Genomic DNA, 22954 nt, shown 5'->3' with positions numbered 1-22954 from the left:
GCGACAATCCCCAGGCAACCGGGAGCGGCCATCATGACGCGGGTACCCCATATGCAGCGCTACTGCGCACGCTGTGGGACCAGGTTGAACAACTACAACCTTGAATCGCTTTGTGCTCCTTGCGAATCCGCTTCCCGCGATCAGCTACAGCAACCGCCGCTCCTGCCGCCGACCTTCTGGCAAACCGACCAGATGCGGGATGCGCTCGCCACCTGGCACATGGGTCGGGTGATCTTTGCCTACCGAACCCATCCGTTTCACAGTCGACCGCTGCCGCAGGAACTTGTCGCCAACTGGCTCGGGTTGACGCAGGCTCAGCTCAGCCGCATTGAAAAAGGTCCAGCACCGGAACAACTTTCGAAACTCATCCGCTGGGCCGAGACGTTGGCCATCCCGCCGGAGCTGCTGTGGTTCAAGCTGCCAGCAGGTTCCGGCGCTACGCTCGATATTGTGAAACGCCAGGAATTCATGCGGGCGGCACTCGGCGTCATGGCGGCGGCTACTAAGCAGCCACTGCTCGATCTGCTGGGCAAGATCGAACCGACCCCGATTCCGTCGATGGTCGGCCTGACCGAGATCGAACAGGTACGGACGGCTGCCCGGGAGTTCAGCTCATGGGATCACACCTACGGCGGCGGATTGGTCCGCGAAGCCGTGGCAGCGCAACTGCGCTACGCCGTGAACCTCCTTGGCGCTAGTTGCGCGGACAAGCACCGGATGGACCTTCATAGCGCCGTCGGGTTTCTTGGCCACACGGCCGGGTTCATGGCCTTCGACGCCTATGCCCACAACGATGCCCGCAGCATGTTCCAACTGGGCCTTACCTGCGCGGAAGAGGTTGGCGACTGGCACCTCCGCGGCAAGGTGCTGTCGTCAATGGCCCGGCAAGCCATCTGGTGCGGCCAACCTGATGATGGTTTGACGTTCATCGAGCTTGCGATGGTGCGCGCCGATCGGCTGACCGCCACCGAACGCGCCATGCTGCACGCGGCCAGAGCGCGGGCGCTCGCCAAATTGCATCGGACCGAAGAGGCAGTTCGATCGGTCGGGCAAGCGGATGAGGAGTTCGCGGGCGCCTCGCCCGCTAACGATCCACCGTGGATGGCCTATTACGACGCGGCCCAACACTCGGGCGACACCGGCCACGCCCTGTTTGACGTCGCGCTCGACGGGCGATTCGTCGGCGAAGCAAGGCACCGATTGGAAGCAGCTGTCGCTGGGCACACAGCCAATTTCGTTCGCTCGCGGGCGATTTCAGGAATTAAGCTAGCGTCGCTCACCATGACCACCGGCGATCCGGTCGAGGCGGCATCGTTTGGCCAAGCGGCCCTGGTTGATGCTGGACATCTGCGTTCCCGCCGGGCCGCCGATGACCTCCGCGAGCTTCGAATGTTCGCGGAACCGCATATCCGTTCCACCGAGGTCGAGGAGCTGCGCGTCCAGATCGACCGCACGCTGGTTCCCGCATGAGCGAGGCGGCCGAGACGGACTGGCTCGCGATCGTCCGCAGGGCTGCCGCCGCGGTTGGCCTCGACGCCGACCAGGCCGAGCCAATTCAGTTGAGCGAGAACGCCATCTACCGGCTGCCGGGATGCGTTGTCGCTCGGGCGAGCCGACAAGGCCAACTGGCCGCAGCCCGGCGTGAAGTGAACGTCGCTCGCTGGCTTGAAGCGTCCGGTGTCCCAGCCGTTCAGGTTGTTCCGGATGTCGACCAGCCGGTAGATATCGATGGCCGTGCAGTCACCTTTTGGCGCGAGCTCCCGCCGCATCACCACGGCACGCCGACGCAGGTGGCCGCGGTCCTGAAGCAGCTGCACCGCCTGCCGCCGCCGGCCGATTTCGATCTCGGCGAAGTGGCGCCGTTCGTGCGACTGGAGGAGCGAATCGGGGCGGCCCATGGCTGGAGTGACGAGGATCGGCAGTGGCTGCGTACACGCCTCGTCGAGTTGCAGCAGCGGTGGAAAGAACTACCGAAAGGCTTGCTGTGGTGCGTGATTCACGGTGACGCCTGGGTCGGCAATGTGGCTGCCACGGATGACGGACACGTCGTGCTACTCGACCTGGAGCGCACTTCGATCGGGCCGCCCGAATGGGATCTGGTGCACACAGCAATCAAGCACAGTTCGTTCGACTGGATCACCGCCGAGCAGTACGGCGAGTTCTGCCAGGTGTACGGCCACGACGTCACAAACTGGGCCGGGTTCGAACTGCTGCGCGACATTCGGGAGTTCCGGATGACGACGATGGCGGTGCAGGCAGCATCGACCAAGCCGGCGCTCCGGGAACAGGCCGAGCACCGGCTGGCATGTATCCGAGGCGAGCGCGGGGCACGCCCGTGGTCGGGATGGCAGGCACTGGAATGAGCGATCAGTTGGCGGTCGATCATTACCTCTGCCGAGATATCCACGGCGAGGCGCATATCGTTCACCAAGATGAGCTGGTCAGGCGGACGTCGGTATACGCCTTGCTTCAGGATGACAGCGGCATCGTGCTGGTCCGCGGCGGCTCTCGACCCGACGAACTCTGGGACCTGCCTGGCGGCGGTGTCGAACCAGGCGAGGAGCTGACCGAGGCGCTCGGGCGTGAGGTACACGAGGAGACGGGGCTCCAGCTTGTCGGCAAACCGGTCAAAGTCTGTGAGTTCATCGAGTACTACTTCGACATTTGGTCAGAAACAGGGTGGGAGTCGAAGCGCCATTACTTTCGGGCAGCAGCGAGCGGGACGCCCGTCTGGAACGGCAATGACGATGACGTGGCGGGTGTTCGCTGCTTCGCGCCACCAATCCCAGTCGAGGTGCTGACGCCGGTAGCGCGAAAGATTGTTGCGATGGCCGACGAGACGATGATTTCGAGTAAGTGATGCGAGGCCCGCTACTTCACCGTTCGGAAGCTCCCGCGCGGATTCGGTGAGCGGGCGCCGCGTCTCGAATTGTGCGGCGGTCCTACGAGTTCGCCTTCTCATATGCCTCAACAACTTCGGCAGAAATCCGTCCCCGGCTCGACACCTCATGGCCCTTCTTGCGCGCCCACTCACGGATGGCGGCACTCCGATCCCGGTCGGTCGCCGGCCGGGTGTTGATCTGCTTGCCCCGCGGTACACGACCGACCTTGCGGGCGTGGGGCGTCCACTGCTCAAAGATGCCCCGCAGGGTGCTGGCGTTGAGCAAAGACAGGTCGATCTCGTAGGACACACCATCCAGCCCGAAGATCACCGTCTCTACGGCTGGCGACTTGCCGTCGTAGTCATCGACAAGGGTGACAACAACTTGGCGTGCCATATGAAATTTCCTCCGTGGTGGATGAGTGGTACGTATGGGTGGTTATCGTAGCCGAATCGGCCAGGAAGCCAGGACACCCGAGGTTGGCGTCCTTGGGGTTACAACCGCGATGACGTCAAGCACCTTCGTTAGCCCGCGTAGGCAGCTAAAATAGTTTCGTCACCTTCTTCGTTGATGCAATCTGGTAGGCACCCGCACGTTGCATGACACTGTCGAAAATATTTCCGGCGTCCTCTACCGCCTTAACCCTGCACGCTTCTGCCATACCGTGCAGCTGCGCGTGGCCCTGCGCTTGCAGTTCTGTCTCGAAATCGACCCATACATCTAATATGCCCTTGGCGAAGTCACCTGGCATCTGGTTCAAATCCTTCAAAGTCCCGTCATGGCCGACTAGCTGAACGGGGCGACCCCTATCCTTGAGATGTATTGAGCCGACGTGTAGCACATCCGCCCAGTCAGTGGTAGTGCTGACGACGCCTTGGGCGGGTTGATACTTGGCGTATCCGAATTGGTTCGTTAGGCCGAAAAGGCAGTGAGCATGGCAATAATTCATAGCGCCTCGGCCAATGAAGAATTCAAACAGAGACCGAGCGCGCAGGAATACCGAATCCATCGCGTAAGTTTGTGCCGGATAACCCACAACTTCCAGCTTAAGATCTGTCTGCAACTGCCACTCCTGGGCGGCCTGCAACAGATAGGAGAGGCCATCAAACAGATGACCGACCTGCCCGGTACATGCCAGCCATTTATCCGGCGTAAAACTTGCGATGGCGTCATCGCAAGTGTTCAGGTTTCTGCCTCTACGATAGTGACACTGTGAAGTTGTTGGATTCATACCCCAAGAATAACAGGTGGCCGCGTCCAGTTGCTATTTCACGTACTACATAATAATCGACATCGAAGTGCTTGACTCAATCACCAAATCGAGCCAAAATCAGAGATACATGGAAGAGCAATACAATAAATTCGAACTACTTGCAATCCATCTCGCTCCCCGCTTTGGGAATATCTATGAGTACAACATCCCCGAGGGTGGCATCGTCGGTTATGACGTGCAGGGGTGGACCGATGAGCTCCGTAAGGTCGTGCGCAACTACCTGTTGCATGAGCTTCCGGCCGACGTCGGCGACCGGTTGCTGAATATTGGCAATGGTGAGTCGCTCACGGCTACCGGCATGGAATCGCTGGTAAACAAACTGGTTGAGTTCGAACCCTGGGAAGTGGCCTTGGCTGTCCACAATGCCGCTGTCGCCGCTGTTCCTACTCTGCACGAACTCATCGGCCACCTCGACGATTGGCCATCCGAAGACGAACGTTCTGACACCGAAACTTGGTTGCTCGTCCACGGCGAAGACGTCAGCTGGCACGAGATCCTCTCCAGTAAGTACTTCGAGCGAATTCCAGCTTGGACAACCACCTGGCCACAGCGTCCGCTCGAACCCTACGACCTGGTCCACATACTGAAACCAGGTGAATTACTGGATGCCTGGGAAGTTTTCTTCGGGCCGTCCGAATCCGATTTGACCGACGAAGAGTGGCGACTGATCCTGCCGCACTTCGGATTACGACGAAGCCGCAGAGGCGAGTTTCAGCGGTCACAGGCCGAACTCGACGCCAAACGGCGCACGCTCAACGGTATCCGGTTCAAGATGTCCCATGATGTTCAATGGACGCAGGTGCCAGCCCGCTACGGCCATGTCTTTTCGATCTATCAAAGCTATCGTTACTACCAACGTTCCGGAATGTTTTACCGTCTGTATCAAGGGCTCCGCACCAACCACCAGCCCCGCCGGATCGTGGCTTGGCTGGAGCAGGTGGTGAACAGCGACCAAGTTGGATCGGCCACCTCGACGGAGGCTACGACGTGATCTTGCTGTTCCATCCGCATCCGCGGTCGTGGTACGTCGAAGACGTCGAACTTGTTGCCGCCGTGCCTGTCCTGGGGTATGGGTTCAGAGCAACGCTTCATTGTCGACACTGCGACCGGGTTCGGACTGGCGTATACCTGTGGCCGCTCCTGATCCTCCGGCTGGGCCTCATGGGAATCCGTGATCCGGCCTACCAAGGCAAAGCACTGGAGCTGTCCGAGCAGATGGCGGACGATATCAACGCCAGTCTGATCTGATCACGCATACTTCGCCGCCTAGCCGCCAATTTGGCGGCTTTTCTTGTTGGGCGGCTGATCCCCCGCTGCTGTGCGTTCCACAACGTGAGAAACGTTGCCATCGGCGGCTATCAACGGGACCTACGCACCGCTAGCAAGCGGTGTCAGACCGAGCGTCCTAGCGTTCGACTCGTCGCCCGATCGGACGATTGAGACCAGCGGTCCACCGTCATTAACTGGGAACGGGTCCGCTTTCGGAGCCAAACGCCTCCGCAGTTTGGCCAGCTCGACTTCACCCATCGGCTGGTCAGCGCGGAGTGCCGCTCGTCGATGCCCTGCGGTCCGCAAACCGTAAGCGCACCAAGCGCTTACCGGCCGCTCGCACCGAGGAGGAGCGAACATGTCCACACCCGAAGGCAAGGAAATCACCCTTGCCATCCGTATCGACACTGCCAGGCACGCCCAGCTCACCTGGATCGCCGAACTGCGGCGCACCAGTCTCAAGGCTGAATGCTTCAAGGCTGTCGACGCCTACATCGAAGCCGCTAAGCAGGATCCCGAGCTGATGGCCAGGGCTAACGCCGCACGCGCCGCCATCGAAGAAGAGGCACGCGCCCGGCAGGCCGCCATCGACAACCTGTTCACAGCCACCCCGCCGCCTCCGCCCGAACAGGAGGATGCATCCGAGACCCCCGAAATCGAGGTGATGGCCGACGATGCGGGCGGTGCGGAAAGCGACCCACCGCAAGGCAACCCGCGGTCCCGAACCCGTCGTGGTGGGTCGAAGGCAGGAGGTGAGCAGGCGGACAGCTGAGCCTCGCTCAGGTCCCGGTGTAAGAGGCCGGCGGACAGCGAATCGAGGAGCGATCCTCTTCGCTATCCGACCGGCCAACATCCAACTATTACGAAAGAGAGGTAACCATGAACGAGAAATATCCAGGCCCACAACACAATCCAGATGAACAGTCGCCGCTAGAACAACCGAATCCGGCGCCGCACGAAGCGGAAACCATTTCTGCTGCGACCGCAGAAGCTGACAGTGATCAAGACTGGGAACTGAGATGGGCGATCAGTGACGCCATCCTGACGGCGGTGTACGACCTGGCCCAGCACCCCGGCCCTCCAGCCCTCGCGGCAACCGCCACGCTCGCACGCAACCTCGTCGAGCACGTCTACGGCGTCGCGACCAGCGACCAACAGCAGCGGGCACTGGCGGTGCTGATAACGACCGTCAACGATCGGATCGTCGAGCTCGCCGATGCCCACGATGACCTGACCACCAGCGATTTGCAAAGCGGCGCCGAGGCACTCGCGCTCCAGCTGGTTCGCCATCAACTCATCATCGGGACGGCCGAACCACGCGAGCTCGAAGGGGGTGATCATGAATGAACGCTTCCCAAAACCTCAGGCACCCAACGAATACCGCAAAGACTGCGAGCCGGAAGCGTTCGCAGACGAACCCACGCCCACGGAGCAAGAAGCTAGCCACGAGCAGGACAAGAAGCTCAATCCGCGTATCTACGTCACCCGCGGACTACCGCTACGAGCCGAACTAACTGACGGTACGTGGGTGGATATGGCCCGCGACCCACAAACTATCCGCGCCGAGATCTATGCCGTCCTCACCACAGACGAGGCCACCGAAGGTGCCCCGCTGTACATCTGGGACTACGACGGTTTTGGCGCGTTCGAAGTGACGACCGGCGCGATCGACCTAGAGGGCGTCGACAGCATTGAGTTGCTGGCGCAGGTGGCGCGCGGGATCGAGAAACACGGTCCGGCATACGCGGCATGGGCAGATGCTCACGAGGACGATCCACTCCTATTCGACCACTTCACCAGCGCATACAAGGGCCACTACGAGAGCATGACCGCCTATGTTCGACAGCTGTTCGAACCGCTCAATATCGAGGACATGCTGAAACGTGTAGTTCCGGCAGTGCTTGAGGAGTTCGTTTCTGTCGACTATGCGGCGATCGGGGAGGAAATGCTGCACGAAGGCGACATTGCCGCGGTCCCGGCCGAGGGCGGTGGGGTATGGGTGTTTGAGGAGCGTCCTGAATCTGCACCAGGCCACCGCTGAGGTAATAACTACATCTCATTATTCGCCGAAACGGTTGATCGGAGTACCTGAAGAGAGTTAGAACAGTAATATAAGTAAACGGAGAACATCGAATGAATAGCCTGCAAAAGCGAGAACAGAGTACCGTAACCTTCCACCCACTCGAATACGTAAGGGACCAGTACGCCGACGCGCTCCAGCTACTCGCCGCGCACGGCTACGACGCATGCATCACCGACACCGGTGGTGGCTGCCTGGCCATTGAAGTGGGCCCTATCGCTAACAGCCAGCTCCTCATTACCGACCCCGAAGGACCGCTCTGCGATATGCGAAAGGATCAAACCGGCTGGGCTATCGGCTTCTATGGCGAGGATAACGGGCTGATCTTATACGTGATTACCGACAAGAAGACAGCCAAGAGCCTGCTTGAACTCCTCGCCGCAGCCATACGCACGGCGCAACTGGCCGTTGATTGAGGCGCGCGGCCTTCTCCGAAGCTTTAAGACAGAGGCTGCCACACGCAGGTTGGTAGCACAAATAAATCATCGAAGTTCGAATCCAGCGACGAGGTGCGGCCGTTGGGCGAGTATTAGCTCAAGATGGCTGTCCGGCCACATGTCAATATGTGGACGCCCGCCGTCGATATTGTGTTTCTCAATCCATGCGACCGCGTCCGTCGTGAAACGCCCGCTTGTTGCAACTATCAGAATGTTCACGAGCGGCGGCTCCCATAGCTTCATCAGATTCATCGCCTCTGCAACATCGTGCGGTCCAACTGACTTAGATTGCCAGTGCTTCGCCTGGATGATAACCCGCTGGTTCTTTGTGCCGCTCAAACTATCTTGGCTTACCCGCTCAACCGAGATATCCCGACCACGATCCGGCGCATTGGTTTTCATCAGCCAAAGCGGGTTCACATAGTCTTGGGCATCAGCTACGATATTGAACAGCAGGCGCTCGAAATCATCGGCAGAGATTGCCGACCAATTAAGTTTCGTTGTCACCGCGCCGGTCGGTTTCGCTCGCACAAGCTCTGATAGGTCTTCCAGTTCCATTGGAAGAGGCTCAAGTTCGGAGTACAGCCCCGCCTGAATGTCTTCGCGGACCGACGGCCAGTCCATATTCGCGATATCGTGCAGATCGTGGCCCTGAGCGAATCGCATGTGCCGGTAAAGCTCTGACCATCGACCGGTGCGGGGAATCTGGCTACCACCTAGGCGTTCAATCTGAGCAATAAGCTCACAGAAGTTGACCCATAATTCGTCCGCGATGGGCGTCTTATTCGCTTCAATCCGCGCTGTCATCTGAGCTAGGAGGCTGTCAACCTCTGTCGTCATACGAATAAGGTGATCACGCACGAGTTCACGGCGCATTGCAGCCAGTCGCGATCGGTACTCATCGATCTCGCGACCCGGAGCCTCGATACCCTCTTCGACCCCGAAGATTACGTGCGCTTCGCCGACTTCCTGAGCGTCGAGCCGGTTCTGCGCAATCTCATTTAGCTCCCATGGCTCTTCGGTCAATCTAAATCCTCCGATGGCCGGGAGCCCTTTCATTATTGCAGCATAGGCCCGGCAGAGCTCGGTATAACGTTCTTCACCTCCGAAGACTATCCCCTGCGGAATCAAGCTAGCGATTTCCGACCATACCTTTTCGAGCCGCCTGAGGTTGGCCTCGGTGACGTCAAAATGTTCCAGAGCCTTCTCTAAATCCATCTTTCGACCTACGCATCCGCCACAATAAACTTTGCCCGCGCCAGCAGTTCGTCAAACGTAATTATCTCAACATCGTTCACCGACCGCCGATAGTGTTCGAATGACGAGACCATCTCTGGATTTAACCCCTGCTCGGTTTGAAATTCCGTCGTCGAGCCAATAACTACTACTTGCCGAGGTCGGATAGTGGCTACTTCGAATCCTTCCGGTGTTCCATCGCGTCCATACTGGCGGTGAAGGTAGTCACCCATTGCACGGATCGCCTTATCGGCAGTCTTCTGAACCTGACTTACAGCGCCAACGACCTCTATATCCGGTCGGTAGACATCGGTACGGTATGGAACGAGCAAACGCTGACCATGCTGCTTAATTTCACAGAACACCAAGCTACTAACCGCACCGCGAGTCCGCAGCAGCGCATCGACACGCTTGCCGGCCCCGCCAAAGATACTCCTACCCGTCGTCGCCCTCTCAAGCTTCTCTTTGTCGTAGGATTCGCATGAAATGAGAGTAAGGCCATAGCCGAAGATCCATGGGTTCTCCTCAAAGAAGTCTTGCCATACGCCCTCGATCTTTTTGTTTCGAAGTTCCATCTGCTCGGCGAAGTATGCTTCGTCCGTTAGCAAACGCTCAAAGACATCGAGCTGAGTCTTCCGACCAGCGATGAGATCCAGGTCTGCCTGTGTAACGCTGCCGCCGAACAACTGGCGCATCGCCCCAAGAACCGTCGCCTTGTCCTTGCCCTTCAGTACTTCAACAAGCTCAGCGCTGTCATCGCTGATCGCACGAAACCGATCGTGCGGCACATCGAGATCTCGGCAGGCTTGGAGATAGTTGACGAGCTTCCAAAGATTCTCGTGTCCATCATCCGTATCGACTGCCGCCTTGATCATGCGATACTGCGGCAAGTCCTCCAGCGGCAATTCCAGTATTTCTTTGCCCGCCTTCGTTTTGTCTTTCTTCCAGAACCGCAGCCGGGGAGTGTACTTGCCGTCGGTGTAGATGATTTTCACCGAGCAGATAGTCGCGACGCGTAGGCCGTTGTTAAGTACGAAATCTCGTACGACACGCCCTGTCGGCTTCTCTATGAAGTAAGTGTAACCATCCATCGACCAGCTGCGCCGTATCTCCAGTTTTGAGAGATCGCCGGTTGCGACGTCAAATTCTTTCTCATCACTTGATATGAGAAGATCATCGAACTCTGGTTTATCGAAATCTTCGGACATTAATGTTTATACCCCTCTGGGCAGTATAACATTCAGCGACAGGGACGTGCGTCATGGAACGTACTTGAAGTATAAATCCGCCGCAGCATCGCTGTCGTTACAGCTACTTGGCGGTAACTTGCAGAGCGAGCGGGCCAGTTCTGACTATTAGCCGAATCGTGAGCCCCCGCCGGGTCAACGACATCAGCAGTGTCAGCGATCGGCCAGCGCTGGGCGAGCCTGAAGCTGGAGTTGGGCGTGCTCGATCCAGACCATCTTCGTCTCGCCATCGACGCGTATGTGGCGGCCCCGGCCGTTGCAGCGCCAACCGCACTGTGCCGGGCGCACCGCGCTTCGGCGGTCGAGCCCTCTACGTGCAGCCACAGCTCGGTCTATAAGTTTCTCTGCCGGATCGACATCATCAACTTTAACTACGATTACTCAATCAGTTCTATCAGGACGTCCGAACGTACTGCAGTTGTTAGGACTCCGGCGCTGTCACCACCGAGATTGAAGTGACCCGTATTGATACCGATGATCTTGGGTTCTGGGGCCAATGGACACAACACAGGTGCTCCTGACGAGCCACCCCAGCTGAATGCTTGGCAAACGATAGTTCGGTCCTGGTCCCCGTTATCGATATGCGCGGGCTGGGCTGGATCTGTCACGATGGTGCCAGAGAAGAGAAAGGGCCTGGCCGGTGGAGTATTCGCCGCTGCACCTGGGTATCCCGGGATGAGTACGTCCTGACCAGGCCAGATACGGCCGCTTTCGAAATCTGCGCCAGTTGCAAGGATGGAGGTTTCCAGCCAGTTGATTTTCCCGTTGCCAGTAATCACGGCCATTTCGGTTGCTAGGCGCATGACAGCAACATCATGTGATGGTGCGTACTTGACTTGTGGTGAGGTAAAGCGAGATTCGTTTAGGACAAGCGGCGCATCGGTTTCATCCATACGCTTGAACCACTGCCGAACGTAGACGGAGTCGAGTTTGAACCCGATGTAACGGCTGTTTGATCGTGCGGGATCGAAAACGTGGGCGGCGGTCATCAAGTATGCACAGTTTGGATCAGTACCGTCGCCTACGAAAAATCCTGTGCCCCAACCGAATGTCTTCGTCGACGCATCCGGTAACACAAATGACGGACAAATATGCGCGACGGCGTAGATGAACGGCAACGTTGTCCGGGAGAGGTGTGGCACAGATCAAGATACCGCGATCGGCTTCGCTGGCGCACCACGCTGGGATCAGCGTGTACCTCCGCGTCTCGCCACAGGTTCCCGCATCCGCACCCCTCGCCGCAGGAGCGCCAAGCGCACTGTGCCGGCGTCCACTCCGAGCTTCAATCCAACCTGCTTCAGGGTCAGCCCCTCGGCGTATAGCTCGGTGGCCTGGTCCACCTGCTCGTCGCTCAATCCCTGCTGCCGCATCGGCACACCCATACGCTTCAGGTGAGCGCTGACCGTCTGCCGCTGGATAGAGAACTTCTCGGCCACTTCGTACACCGTCATGCCACCCAGGTAGTCCCGCGCTAGCTCCGCTTTCTCCTGGTTCGTCAGCCGTCGAGCTCGGGCTGGCAAAGTCACTGATGGGCGATCTACACCACCATCTGCCTCGGCCCGCGCCTCCGCCAACAGGGCTAAAAGCGCCTCACCAGCGCTGTTCAGATTGGAGTGAGACCTCAGGAAGCGCACATATCCAAAGCCCTGGCAGATCGATTACCAGGGCTTTCCTCATGTCAGGTGTCCTTCGCTTGTTCCGACGCAGCCGTAGTCTCGGCGGCATCCCGCAGTTCGGCGCTCACCGGCGACGCGCTCCGACGCCGCCGACGAGTCAGGCATCAGCAATCCACGCTCCACGCCATGCTCCTCGGTCGGCTTCTAACCGCGCCGGTGCCCCAGCTGCAAGCCCTGCCTGGCCGATGCCGTACTCGCGGGTGATCACCGACGCCACCGTCTTGCGGAACGTCTTCGGTGTCACCCCGGCGAAGTGCTCCCCGCGCGCATCCCGTCCACGAGGCGGGGCATACCGCTCGAGCAGCTCACCGAGATAGCTCGGGTGGCCGCGACCACCGGCTACGAATGCATACTCGCCATGATTCGACGCAACCACACGGTCGGCGCGGCGAACGGTCTGGTGTCACGCAACACCGAGCATGATCGACGCTGCCTCCGCACAGGACCACATCGGTTGCCAGCCGGTGCGCCGCTCCAGCCGTTCCGATGTCACAGTTGCCTCGCCGATCGTCACCCACTCGGAGGAATAGGTCGAGATCCTGAATCGGTACAGCAGATCAGCTGCTCGTTCGGCGAACGGTAGTGGTACGGACACACAGAGGTGCCCGCCGCGCTCGGCGATATCGCGGACCGTCATGTATCCCCGAGGCCCGAGGTTGAATATGCCGCAGCACCTCTGTTCGATGATGCTCATGATCGCGGAAGCAAAGTCATCCTGATGGAGAAATTGATACGCCGCCGTTGCGGCTTCGGGATAGACGATCACCCGCTGCCGGAACATTCGAATACCTGAATTGTCGATATCCGGTCCCACGACATACGTGGGCCGCACCACACAGAGCCGCTCCGCTATCGCTTCGTCGCGGCGCGATCTGTCCGCGAGCCGGAGCTCCATCTCTGCTTTGTGGTCAAAATAGAACTTGCCGGGTGTCCGCTGCACGGGAACCGACTCGTCCAGACACTGCCCCGCACGGTAGGTGTCACCATAGGCGTTGATACTCGAGAGCACGATGACGTGACCGACACCTGCTTCGACCGCGAGCTCGACGATCGATTCGACTGCCTCGACATTTATCTTTCGAGCCTGCCGCTTATCGCGCGGCTCCTCGACGACATAGGCGGTATGAACAAGGCATTCGACTCCGCGAAGTTGCTCGACCGACAATTCCGAGATCGCCCCGTACGGCACGAAGGTCACTTTCTTGTGCCGGACTCGGAGCGGGTGCCGCGAAAACGCTTTCACCGAATCGACCGCAGCGGATCCTGCCAGCGCTCGGACGAGTACCGTCGCCAAGTCGCCGGAGGCGCCGGTCACGGCAACTGTGGTCATAGCGCCGGCACGCCGACCGCAGCGGCACTGATGACCTCGGCCGCGCGTGCCAAGTCGTCGGGACCGTGGTCCGCTGTTACACACACACGCAACAGCGCGCGCCCCCGGGGGACGGCCGGATGCAAGGCCACACCGACGTATACCCCGCCGGCCAAGATCTTGTTCCAGATCTCGATGGCCATCACGTCGGAGCCGATCAGCACCGGGAGGATGGGAGACCAGCTCTCGCCGGACGGGTTGAGCGGGACGCCGGCATCCCGGAGCAGGCCGGCCAGTCGTACAGACGACGCTCGCACACGTTCGGCGATATCTCGGCCCTCGGGGCTCCCGACGATCCGAAGCGATTCGATAGCGGCATTCAGACTGGCCGGCGTAGCTGACGTAGTGAACAAATTACTCCGAGCCATACCTTTCAATCCCGCGATCAACTCGGCCGATCCGGCGATGAAACCGCCGGTGCTGCCGAGCCCCTTGGACATCGAACCCATCAATACGTCGATATCGTCCAGAACGCCGCACTCCTCCGCCCATCCCCGCAGCGTGGCCCCGTAGAGACCGAGTGAGTGAGCTTCGTCCACCATCAACGCCGCGCCACGGTCCTTACACATCGTCGCGATGGAGCGCAGCGGTGCCAGGCTGCCCTCCATCGAGTACAAGCCGTCGACGATGACCAAGATCTCGCCAGTGGACGGTTCCACCGAAGCAAGCACGTTTTGGAGGCTGTGCACATCGTTGTGGCTGAACCGAAGCATTCGCGCGCCCGACAGCCGAGCCCCGTCGATGATCGACGCGTGCGCGTACTCATCGGCAACAATAGTGTCACCTGTTCCGACCAGGGCGGAGATCACGCCGATATTGGCGGTATAGCCGGAGGTGAAGACGAGAGCGTCGGCTGTTTGAAACCACGCCGCGATGCGGCTCTCGATCTCGACGTGCAGCTCGTTCGATCCGTTCAGCAGCCGGCTACCGGTCGACGCGCTGCCGTACCGACGAATCCCGGCGGTCGCCGCATTCTTGACCCGCTCATCACCTGCCAGGCCGAGATAGTTGTTCGAACCGAACATGAGCACATCCCGGCCCTCGAGATGGACCGACGAACCGATCGCCGACTCGGCCGTCCGATAAAATGGAGAGATACCTCGATTCCGGAGCTCGACGAACAGTCTGGGCCCGTCCTTCTCGGCAAGTCGTCTAATCAGGGTATGGACCATATCCGCCAATCACTTTCTCACGATCTCGGCTGTGCCAGCCGAGATTGAAATACCACAGCGGCCGCCGCCGCCCCGCCGAACACAGGACCTACCGCCGGCGTACCAGTCGGACTCGAAACTTCGCCGGCGCCACCGTCACGTTCCTTCTCGAATATCGGATCGCGGTGTCGGCGACCGAAGCCGGGCTCACCTCGAAGTGCGCGAGTATCGTGCCGAGCACTACCTTCATCTCTGCGAGCGCCAAGGACGCCCCGATACATCTCCGGTTCCCGCCGCCGAATGGAAAGTACTCGGAAGGCTTGAACTTTCGCTCCAAGAATCGCTCGGGCCGGAAACTATGCGGGTCGTCGAACACGTCGGGACGCCGGTGTACCAGATAAATCGCAGGTGACAACAAGGAACCCACCGGAACGTCGAACCCGCGGACCACCATCGGGACCGAAGTCTTTCGGGAGACGATATCCACGACGGGTGCAATTCTCAATGCCTCCATACAAACGGCATCCAGGAAACGCGATTCGGCAATATCGGCTCGGTTGGTATCCGGGAATACCGCATCGGCCCCGGACTGCAGCTTTCCAGCGACGCGCGGAGTCCGGGCCACCCAGAACAATGCCCACGACAGCGCGCTGGCCACGGTGTCGTCACCCGCGGCGACCAGCGTGATCAGATCGTCTCTGAGCGGACCGCTGTGTGCGGGGGGCCAGGGCTCCCCCCGCGCCGCAGACATTCGCTCGCCGACACACGACGTGCTCGGCTTCAGCGCCGCGGCCCTGACCGAATCCGCCAGTGCCGAATCCAGCGCCGCGATCCGGCGGTCGAGCCAGTAGCCCGGCGAGGCGATTCCGTAGTTGCGTTGCAGAATCGGGAAGAACGCCCCCAGGGAAATAAGTGGCCCGACCACCCAGTGCAGCTGCGTGCAGAAGGAACGCAGAATCGCTGGGTCGTCGGTGCCGAGAACGCGGTGGCCGATGAGCCGCATCGCGAGCCAACGGAAGAGTGCGGTCACTTCGACAACACCACCGTTGTCCGGCAATTCCTCGAGCGTGAGCCGTTCGACGATGCCCGGGTCGATCGGCGGTCGAGTATGGATTGCTGACCGCATCTCCGCCCGGCGACTTCGATGGCGCTCGCCGTCGAGCACGAACAGTGAATCCTCGCCGACAATCGGAGTCATCAACGCATTGGCTTCGCCGGTTCGTCCGTGATCGGGATTCATCCGGAATACCGCGTCGACATCTCGGGGGTCCGCCAGCATGACGACGTCGCCGAGAGCGTGCAGCCGAAGGGTGAATACATCACCGTACTTCTGGTGGCACTCGTGCAGATACGGATAAGGACGCAACATCCAATTCACCGTTTGGCGAGTGCGCGAGCAATGGGGGCCAGGCGGGTTGTTCCGGCGCCCGTCCACCTCGTCGGAGAGCTGGGTCGAGGACTCGAACTGCACAATATACCTACTCAATTAAGCGCATCGCTACCCGTCGGGTACTCACGCGGGGACACTCGTTCAACGTTTCGTCGGGCCAGGTCTAGCCGGAGTCAGGCTTGACCGCACAGGTGAACATCGCTTCCTCGTGCGTTACGCCGTTGATCAGTTGAGTCGAGACGATCGCACGTAGCACTTTGACGGGGTTGGTTCTGAACCGTTCCAGTGGGAAACTCCGCCAATGTCGCCGTATGGTTCCTCGGACCTCGGCGGCGGACATGACCGCTACCTGATCGAGTTGATCCAGTACCACGAATCCACCAGCCGCCAACTCATCGCGAAAACTCAGCTTGGAGTAGTCACGCAGATGGAAGCGGTAGAAGTCTCGAGTCGGGTAGACACACCCGGAAATCATCAGTAGCCCGTCGGGCTTCAACGCGGAGCGGATCACTCGCAGTAGCTCCGCAGGATCACCGACGTGCTCCAGCACTTCGAAACAGGTCACCAAGTCGTAATCCTGTGCCGCTGGCGCGAATTCCGTAGCATCCTGCTGGATGTACTCGACAACTGGATGCGCGTACGTCTCGGCCGCGTAGGAAAGCGCGGCCGAGTCGATGTCCACCGCTGTCACCTCGGCCGCCCCCGCCTCCGCCAGCAGGTGGGCCCCGTATCCGGCTCCACAACCGAGGTCGAGGACCTTCTTTCCGCGAACGTCCGCCGACGCGATGCCGTACCGCCGTCGATGCTGTTCCAACAACATCGACCCCATCTTGTCGGTCGGCCGGACCCATTCTGGGACAACGCGTTCGCCGCTGTCGTGCAGCACCATCATCTCTCCAATGCCATTCGAATCCTCACAGTTTCCTGATCAACGCCGCATCAGAGTGCCGAGGAAGCCCGGCTGCCCAAGGCGCGCAGCATGTCTGTCGAATTGGTCCTGATCGCCTGAATAACCAGCGGCTCCAGCATCGGATGCAACTCAGCCACGCCGATCTGGAACTCGACCTCGAGCGTGGCCTCGGCGGAATCGTCGTCGATCGCACGAACCTCCCAGTATCCTCGGTAGACCTCCAGGTCACCGGACACCTGTTCGAACGTCAGCCGATAAGCGTGGTCATACCGCAATTCCCGTTCGGTCCATCTCAGTATTGATCCTTTTACCGTCGCCTCCCAAGACACTACTGTCTCTATAGAATTGTCCGGTAGAGTTTTTCTGGAAACGATCTTTATGTCGACGATCGACTCCATGTATTCCGGATAGGATTCGACATCGCAAAGCTGTTTCCATATCGCGGCCTGCGACGAGTTCAGTCGCTCGCAGACGGTGACCACTGGCATACGGAGCTACCTTTCGTTGGGGGTCGATTTGTATTCGGCCTGCTGTTCACCGGGCGGGCGGCTCGGCCAGTGCCGTCGCTGCCGTGACATCCAGTAGCGCCGCATCGCGTGCGACGGCGTTCTGCAGCAGTTCCCGTGCCCGTGCCACCTGCGCTGCGACATCGTCGCTACCCAGCTGCCGTCCGATCGCCGGGACGGCTCCCCGCGAAACAACCAGTTGCACCGCGTCCGGGGACTGCGCAACCGAGTGAATAGTTCCCGGATGGCCGGCGTAGATCTGTCCTGCCGAAAACTGCCGGACGTACCACGGCGTGTCCGCGGACACGTCACCCTCGTGTCGATATGCCTCCAGCTCCATGACGCCGGCGAGGGTGAGCACCACCGCCTTCTCCTCAGGGCTGCGAGGGGCCACCGTCCCATCTCCCGCCAACCTGAGATACACGGAGTAATCCCGTTCCAGGTCTGCGGCGATGAACAGATACGTCAAGCCGAGACCGGTTACCGAATTCTGTGCCTGAGTCTCCGGGTCGATGTCTCGCAGGAGGTCGAGGACTCGTGATCTCGTGGGCGTCAGCCAATCGCCATCGAAGATCGCCGGATCGGCAGGCACATCATAGGGCGACTGGGTCTGGCCCAGCAGTTTGACGACGGGATGAATAAAGAATTCAGGCAATGACATGTGATGACCTCTGATCGGCAATAATTCCACTACGTACCAAGCCACGCCGAATACGATGGAGATCTTCCAGGGTCATCGGCTGCGCTCCCTGGTGCTCGGCTCTGTCCGAACGCGGCGCTTCATAGCCTTCGAGAAGATGAAGCATGTCGCCCGCCGCATGCCAGCGATCCTGACGCTTCGGGCCACGCAGAAACAGCGAAACCGTACCGGGCATCACGATGGTCTGGTGCACGAGCGAATTTTGAAACGTATAGCAGGAACCCGGACGCTCCACCGAGACGATACCGGGTGAAATATCGGTCGATAGGAACTCGCCGGATTGACTTTCACCTACCCTTCGGTTCCACACGTGCAGATATCCTCCGGCCACTACGTAAACACTGAAGGGGTATTTGTGATCGTGCGGAACCAGGTCTCTTTCACGGCCGGAAAAGACGTGCAGGCGTAACTGACAGCGCCGCTGCGGGTCTTCGTACAGCGACAGTCTGTGTAGCAGCGGATGACTTTCCGATCGCGCGAGCCGCGCTGGATCCGCTTCGATTCCGAACACCGTTTCCGAGAAAAGTGCTCGATCGGATACCAGGCGACCAAGGATTGTCCGGGCTTGTCGGCACGCGCGGCGTGGATCCTCCCATTCGACAGCCGAACAGGCGGCACCCAGGTCGAACGGAGCATTGGGGGATTTTTCCGGTTTGCCAGAGATCATCGACCGAACCTCCGCTTCCTGTGTGAGTAGTCTTTCAAAGCTGCCGTGAAATCTCCGACAGAGAGGTCCGGTGCCGATACCCCGGTGACATAGAATTCTGCGTACGCTGATTTCCACGGCAAGAAGCCCAGAACATGTTTGTCCGCCGACGTCCTGATCACGAAATCTATGGGCGACAAGGTGCCGGTGGCAAGAAATCCGTCCAGATATTCGCTGTCCAATCGCGCAACCACCTCGGAGAGGCCGGCACCGGCCCGGTGCGCCGTCGCCAACATGGTTCGGACCCCGTCCACGATTTCCTGGCGCCCCTCGTAACCGAGAACCAGGTTTAGGACAATTCCGTCGCCGCTGCGAGAACTCGCACTCGCCGGCGCACCAAATTCAGAAGCCAGATTTTCGGGGACAATATCTGAATTACCGACAAGATTCAGTGCGGCGACCGGAACGGCCGGCCAACCCCGAAACAATCGGTCGAGTACATTGCCCCAGGCCTCCCGGGCCGTGCCGTCGCCATGAGCCGGCTCCGGTGATACGACCTGCAGCGTGAGTTCGGCAACGCCGGCAGCCCAGCACCATTCCACAATCTCCAGTTGCTTGGCGCAGGTCCGCTGGTAGGCCTCGACGACCGACCTTCCGGAGGACTCGGCCCACCGAGCACTCCCGCCGAGAACCACTCCGACATGTCCGGGAGTCACGGTGTTGCTCCGTGCGCAGCGGAAATGTCGTCGATCAAGCCCTCGGCCACGAGACGCGCACGCATCGCCTGATACTCGGCCATTGTCACGGGGCGTTGCCCGTTGGCATGTGTCGGCTTTCCCGCTTCGGCGGGCGGCGGCCATTGCTCGGCCTGTGGGAGCATGTCCAACGCCGCGTGCGACCGGCCCTTGACGCGCGGGCCTCGCATGAACAACGTCACTGTTCCCGGCACCATGATCGTTTGATGGATCAACGGGTGCCCGAACGTGTAACACGTGCCGGGACGTTCAATGGTCACGATGCCGGGCAAGATGTCCGCCCCGGTGAACTCACCCTCTCTCCGGTCGACGCGCCTCCGCCATACGTGCAGGTAGGCGCCGCGAAGCACGTACGCGGTGAACGAATACTTGTGGTCGTGCGGGACGAGCTCGCGCGAGCCGGGCGACATGTGTAAACGAATTTGAAACGCACGCGAATCGTCTTGGTACAAGATCAGCCGGTTGATCAGTGGATGGACTTCGCTCTTCGACAACCGCTCGTGATCGAACTCGATCTCGTGCACCAGCCTGGTGAGCAGGTCCTTGTCTTCGGCCAGCCGCGAGAGCACGAGGCGCGCTTGACGGTGGCCGGACCGCAGGTCGGACCAATCCAGCGGGGGCAAGTGATCGATCCAGTGCAGTTCGGAATCCAGTGCTCGACTTTTCGTCATGTGTGCTCACCACTTCCCGCGGTCGTGCAGAGCCGAGGAAATATGTTCCGCGGCAGTTGTCAGCGCGTATTCCCGATCGTCGGCAGAAAGATCGATCCGCACGCATGCCCAGCGATCCGCGATGTCCTCGAAGATCTGTTGACTACGGGTCTGGAGCTCGAGGTATGAATCAGCCCCGATCGCCCGGCCGACCGGACCATAGTGTTCCATCCCGCCCACTTGGCCGTGCTGCAGTAACCTTCGCCGATATGCGACTTCCGGATCGGTCCGGACGAAGACCGGTAAAAATGTCCTGTCCGCCGGCCGGAGGATATCGATCCCGGCTCGCAGGGCTGCGTCGAGCTCGCCTTGCAGTTGAGTTTCATCCCCACTCACCGACGATCCGAGCAGATAGAGCTTGATCACCATCTTGATAGCGTGGGTGTCTTCGATGACAACCCGACCTGCGGCAAGATGCGGTCGAATTATTGATTCACGGAACGCCAGAGATCCGGCGATCTCCGACAGCATCGATGCGACCAGTGCGGAAGGATTGTTCCCGACGATCTCCGACGTGTTCAAGAGTTTCTCGAATTCGTCTGACATGATCTCGCCTGCGAGCGGTGGAAAGTCCTCGCCCAGCACTCTGCCATCGGCGAGCCCGGCGAAGCCGTAGAGTGTCCGCAGAGCGCCTTCGTACAGCGCGGTGATCGTACTCCCGGCGAAATCCGGCGGACTGGATTTGAGATACCCACGGCGAGATACCCGTACCGCATCCACGCCCTGATCGGACAATCGCCGCTCGAGTTCTCCGGCGAGAGTTGTCTTGCCGGCACCATCGATGCCGATCAGCCCTACGGCGCATCCTCGCAACGGCTGCCCCGCGCTCACCGGACACTCACCTCGCACGGCTCGCCGCTGTCGGCATATCGGGTCTCCCGGTCTGCCTCCCGGTATGCGAGCAAAACCTCACGGAAGTCCGCGAAGCGGAAGTCGGGCCAGTAAGCGGGGACGATGCACATCGTGGAATACATGCCCGACCACAGCATGAAACCGGACGAACGCTGCTCACCGGACGTTCTGACGATCAACTCCGGTGCGATCGAGCCCGCCAGTATTTCTTGCGATATCGACGAAACGGTGACTCTGTCGATAGCCTCTGGGATCGACATCCCATCCGCAACGCATCGTGCCAAAATGCTCCGGCACGCATCGATTATTTCTTCTCGCCCGCCGTAACATACCCCCAAATTGATACGCATTCCCTGGGTCTCGGCAGTTTGCTCGACCGCCCGGTCGATGATATCGAGGAGTGGTTTGCGAACCGCCGAACGCGACCCGATATGACGAATTTGCCCGATTTCCGAGGCACTGACAGTCTTCACCGTTGCTTCGATGATCTTCACGAGAGAGTCGACCTCGACCGGGCTGCGCTTCAGATTGTCCGTAGACAGCATCCATAGGGTCACCGCTTGGATCCCCACGGCCCTGCACCAGGTCAAGACCTCCGGTATCCGGGAAAAGCCCGCCAAGTGACCGGCAGATGCCTTCATGCCGCGAGAGTGCGCCCACCGGCGATTCCCGTCGAGGATGAATCCCACGTGTGTCGGCACGATCGAGACATCGGCCGACTGTCCATCGACGGAATAGTCCGACACGGACCGATTTCCCGGATTCAAAGCGTCCGCTCCACACCCCAGATCGGCACCCTCTCGAAGAAGGTCACTGCGTCTGCCCGCCATCGATCCCGCCATTCGGAGGCTTCCTTCGAGGCCAGGCCCGCGTATCGGTGCATTTCCGCCCGGAGAGTGCGGTCCACACCGTGTCGGCAGGCAATTTCACGCAAGCTGTCCACATCCGCGGCGGTGCAGTCCGGCCGGCCCAGGATCGACTCGATGCGCGTTCGCTCCGTCCGCGTTGCCGCGGTCAATAGCGCCGAGATCAGGTAGGTACGCCGGCCGTCTCGGACGTCGGCGGTATTCGGCTTGCCCGTGACACGCTCATCCCCGAAGAGGCTCAGGTAGTCGTCGCACATCTGCCCGGAGATGCCGAACATCAGCGCGTAGCGACGGAGTGTCACCGCGTGCTCGGCAGGATCTTCTCCCGCTACCAAGAGCCCGAGCTGCATCGGCGCCAGCGCCGATGAGCGCGAGGCCTTGAAATCGGAGACCGAGTTCAACAGCTCGATGCTCGGTATCTCCGGAAAGTCGCGTTCGAGATCGAACATCTGTCCGACGAAAGTTGCTTCGGCGGCCCGTGTCTGAACATCGACAAGCGCGTGTTTGAGCGGAACCGGCAGGCCCGAATCGATGAGGACCCGAAGGGACAGGAATGCGGCGAGGTCGCCGGCCAGCAACGCCAGACCCAGCGCCGTCTGCGGATGTCCAGGAAACTCCGCCCGATACGCGAAGTACGTTGAGGGGCCACCACGTCGGGTCGGCGCATCATCGATGATGTCGTCGTGCACGAGGAGGTGGGTCTGCAACAGCTCGATGCTCAGGGCCGCTTCATCGAGGCCCGCGACAGGTTGGTCGGTCACCAGCCGCGCCGCCTCGTACATGAACGCCACTCGCTGGCGTTTGCCTCCTCTGAGCGATAGGTCGCCGAGGAGTTCGAGGGAGCGCGCGGTGAATCGGCTGTCAGCCGGGCCGTCGAAGTTTTCCCGGAGTTCTTCGAAATAGCGTTCGAATATTCGCGCGAAGCTATCCTGGTATCCCGAAATTCTGTCCTGCAGTTCACGGGTGATGCCATCGACATCGTTCAGTACTGACATTGTG

At 60.1% G+C, this 22954-nt stretch carries 27 protein-coding genes; 9 read left to right on the top strand and 18 right to left on the bottom strand.

All coding sequences use genetic code 11. The annotated features are described in order from the left end of the window. Nucleotides 1-84: 84 nt before the first annotated feature. From NN4_RS14980 to NN4_RS14970, 3 genes are read left to right on the top strand one after another with little or no spacing between them, the layout of a single operon-like run. Nucleotides 85-1470 (top strand): helix-turn-helix domain-containing protein, encoded by a 1386-nt coding sequence (locus NN4_RS14980; protein WP_246180884.1) that lies wholly within the window; start codon nucleotides 85-87, stop codon nucleotides 1468-1470. Further along, complete coding sequence (locus NN4_RS14975) at nucleotides 1467-2363, top strand: aminoglycoside phosphotransferase family protein (RefSeq protein ID WP_147130889.1); 897 nt, start codon at nucleotides 1467-1469, stop codon at nucleotides 2361-2363. The genes NN4_RS14980 and NN4_RS14975 overlap by 4 nt, the downstream gene beginning before the upstream one ends. Then, entirely contained in the window at nucleotides 2360-2860 is a 501-nt protein-coding gene (locus NN4_RS14970; RefSeq protein WP_147130887.1) for an NUDIX hydrolase, read from the top strand. Before NN4_RS14975 ends, NN4_RS14970 begins: the two co-directional genes overlap by 4 nt. An 82-nt stretch (nucleotides 2861-2942) precedes the next feature. Here NN4_RS14970 and NN4_RS14965 read toward each other — a convergent pair whose 3' ends face one another. Both NN4_RS14965 and NN4_RS14960 read right to left on the bottom strand, forming a co-directional pair. Continuing rightward, on the bottom strand, nucleotides 2943-3278 hold the full coding sequence (locus NN4_RS14965; protein WP_147130885.1) for a histone-like nucleoid-structuring protein Lsr2: 336 nt from the start codon (nucleotides 3276-3278) through the stop codon (nucleotides 2943-2945). A gap of 145 nt (nucleotides 3279-3423) precedes the next feature. After that, complete coding sequence (locus tag NN4_RS14960) at nucleotides 3424-4113, bottom strand: hypothetical protein (RefSeq protein ID WP_147130882.1); 690 nt, start codon at nucleotides 4111-4113, stop codon at nucleotides 3424-3426. Nucleotides 4114-4222: 109 nt separating this feature from the next. Here NN4_RS14960 and NN4_RS14955 point away from each other — a divergent pair, with 109 nt between their 5' ends. The 6 genes from NN4_RS14955 (at nucleotide 4223) to NN4_RS14930 (ending at nucleotide 7920) form a co-directional block, all read left to right on the top strand. Continuing rightward, the gene (locus NN4_RS14955; protein WP_147130880.1) at nucleotides 4223-5146 is read left to right on the top strand and encodes a transposase; all 924 of its coding nucleotides are present in this window, start codon (nucleotides 4223-4225) and stop codon (nucleotides 5144-5146) included. Beyond that, nucleotides 5143-5403, top strand: coding sequence for a hypothetical protein (locus NN4_RS14950; protein ID WP_147130878.1), 261 nt, complete (start codon nucleotides 5143-5145; stop codon nucleotides 5401-5403). Before NN4_RS14955 ends, NN4_RS14950 begins: the two co-directional genes overlap by 4 nt. Before the next feature lie 379 nt (nucleotides 5404-5782). Further along, nucleotides 5783-6196, top strand: coding sequence for a hypothetical protein (locus NN4_RS14945; protein WP_147130876.1), 414 nt, complete (start codon nucleotides 5783-5785; stop codon nucleotides 6194-6196). Between the two features lie 107 nt (nucleotides 6197-6303). After that, on the top strand, nucleotides 6304-6771 hold the full coding sequence (locus tag NN4_RS14940) for a hypothetical protein (protein WP_147130874.1): 468 nt from the start codon (nucleotides 6304-6306) through the stop codon (nucleotides 6769-6771). Next, entirely contained in the window at nucleotides 6764-7465 is a 702-nt protein-coding gene (locus NN4_RS14935; protein ID WP_147130872.1) for an antirestriction protein ArdA, read from the top strand. Before NN4_RS14940 ends, NN4_RS14935 begins: the two co-directional genes overlap by 8 nt. Before the next feature lie 92 nt (nucleotides 7466-7557). Continuing rightward, nucleotides 7558-7920, top strand: coding sequence for a hypothetical protein (locus NN4_RS14930; protein ID WP_147130870.1), 363 nt, complete (start codon nucleotides 7558-7560; stop codon nucleotides 7918-7920). Between the two features lie 66 nt (nucleotides 7921-7986). Here NN4_RS14930 and NN4_RS14925 read toward each other — a convergent pair whose 3' ends face one another. The 16 genes from NN4_RS14925 to NN4_RS14850 all read right to left on the bottom strand — a co-directional run bounded on the left by NN4_RS14925 (nucleotide 7987) and on the right by NN4_RS14850 (nucleotide 22950). Next, complete coding sequence (locus tag NN4_RS14925) at nucleotides 7987-9159, bottom strand: restriction endonuclease (RefSeq protein WP_147130868.1); 1173 nt, start codon at nucleotides 9157-9159, stop codon at nucleotides 7987-7989. 8 nt (nucleotides 9160-9167) lie between these two features. Next, entirely contained in the window at nucleotides 9168-10385 is a 1218-nt protein-coding gene (locus tag NN4_RS14920; RefSeq protein WP_222595069.1) for a Shedu immune nuclease family protein, read from the bottom strand. Between the two features lie 416 nt (nucleotides 10386-10801). Further along, a complete protein-coding gene (locus NN4_RS14915) occupies nucleotides 10802-11542 on the bottom strand; it encodes a S1 family peptidase (RefSeq protein ID WP_186818437.1) in 741 nt (246 codons plus the stop codon). A gap of 69 nt (nucleotides 11543-11611) precedes the next feature. Beyond that, nucleotides 11612-11875: a hypothetical protein gene (locus NN4_RS14910; protein WP_147130863.1), complete on the bottom strand. Its 264-nt coding sequence runs from the start codon at nucleotides 11873-11875 to the stop codon at nucleotides 11612-11614. Between the two features lie 628 nt (nucleotides 11876-12503). Beyond that, nucleotides 12504-13415: an NAD-dependent epimerase/dehydratase family protein gene (locus NN4_RS14905; protein WP_186818436.1), complete on the bottom strand. Its 912-nt coding sequence runs from the start codon at nucleotides 13413-13415 to the stop codon at nucleotides 12504-12506. 11 nt (nucleotides 13416-13426) lie between these two features. Then, the gene (locus NN4_RS14900; protein ID WP_186818435.1) at nucleotides 13427-14494 is read right to left on the bottom strand and encodes an aminotransferase class I/II-fold pyridoxal phosphate-dependent enzyme; all 1068 of its coding nucleotides are present in this window, start codon (nucleotides 14492-14494) and stop codon (nucleotides 13427-13429) included. 235 nt (nucleotides 14495-14729) lie between these two features. After that, nucleotides 14730-15989, bottom strand: coding sequence for a cytochrome P450 (locus NN4_RS14895; protein WP_147130857.1), 1260 nt, complete (start codon nucleotides 15987-15989; stop codon nucleotides 14730-14732). Nucleotides 15990-16173: 184 nt separating this feature from the next. Further along, a complete protein-coding gene (locus NN4_RS14890) occupies nucleotides 16174-16830 on the bottom strand; it encodes a class I SAM-dependent methyltransferase (protein ID WP_186818434.1) in 657 nt (218 codons plus the stop codon). A 119-nt stretch (nucleotides 16831-16949) separates the two neighbouring features. Further along, nucleotides 16950-17408, bottom strand: a complete 459-nt coding sequence (locus tag NN4_RS14885) for a type II toxin-antitoxin system RatA family toxin (RefSeq protein ID WP_147130853.1) — start codon at nucleotides 17406-17408, stop codon at nucleotides 16950-16952. Between the two features lie 46 nt (nucleotides 17409-17454). Next, complete coding sequence (locus tag NN4_RS14880; protein ID WP_147130851.1) at nucleotides 17455-18087, bottom strand: hypothetical protein; 633 nt, start codon at nucleotides 18085-18087, stop codon at nucleotides 17455-17457. Beyond that, the gene (locus NN4_RS14875; RefSeq protein ID WP_147130849.1) at nucleotides 18074-18793 is read right to left on the bottom strand and encodes a hypothetical protein; all 720 of its coding nucleotides are present in this window, start codon (nucleotides 18791-18793) and stop codon (nucleotides 18074-18076) included. Before NN4_RS14875 ends, NN4_RS14880 begins: the two co-directional genes overlap by 14 nt. Continuing rightward, the gene (locus tag NN4_RS14870; RefSeq protein WP_147130848.1) at nucleotides 18790-19488 is read right to left on the bottom strand and encodes an undecaprenyl diphosphate synthase family protein; all 699 of its coding nucleotides are present in this window, start codon (nucleotides 19486-19488) and stop codon (nucleotides 18790-18792) included. Before NN4_RS14870 ends, NN4_RS14875 begins: the two co-directional genes overlap by 4 nt. Continuing rightward, the gene (locus NN4_RS14865; RefSeq protein WP_222595068.1) at nucleotides 19485-20096 is read right to left on the bottom strand and encodes a hypothetical protein; all 612 of its coding nucleotides are present in this window, start codon (nucleotides 20094-20096) and stop codon (nucleotides 19485-19487) included. The genes NN4_RS14870 and NN4_RS14865 overlap by 4 nt, the downstream gene beginning before the upstream one ends. Nucleotides 20097-20204: 108 nt before the next feature. Beyond that, the gene (locus NN4_RS14860) at nucleotides 20205-21068 is read right to left on the bottom strand and encodes a hypothetical protein (RefSeq protein ID WP_147130844.1); all 864 of its coding nucleotides are present in this window, start codon (nucleotides 21066-21068) and stop codon (nucleotides 20205-20207) included. Further along, a complete protein-coding gene (gene uppS, locus NN4_RS14855) occupies nucleotides 21065-21835 on the bottom strand; it encodes a polyprenyl diphosphate synthase (RefSeq protein ID WP_186818433.1) in 771 nt (256 codons plus the stop codon). The genes NN4_RS14860 and uppS overlap by 4 nt, the downstream gene beginning before the upstream one ends. A gap of 17 nt (nucleotides 21836-21852) precedes the next feature. Beyond that, nucleotides 21853-22950: a polyprenyl synthetase family protein gene (locus NN4_RS14850; RefSeq protein WP_186818432.1), complete on the bottom strand. Its 1098-nt coding sequence runs from the start codon at nucleotides 22948-22950 to the stop codon at nucleotides 21853-21855. Nucleotides 22951-22954: the final 4 nt, after the last annotated feature.

This window comes from Nocardia ninae NBRC 108245, from assembly GCF_007990755.1.
In the GTDB taxonomy this organism is placed as follows: domain Bacteria; phylum Actinomycetota; class Actinomycetes; order Mycobacteriales; family Mycobacteriaceae; genus Nocardia; species Nocardia ninae.
Note: the sequence above shows the minus strand (reverse complement) of the source record. Positions and strands in the feature narration are given on the sequence as shown.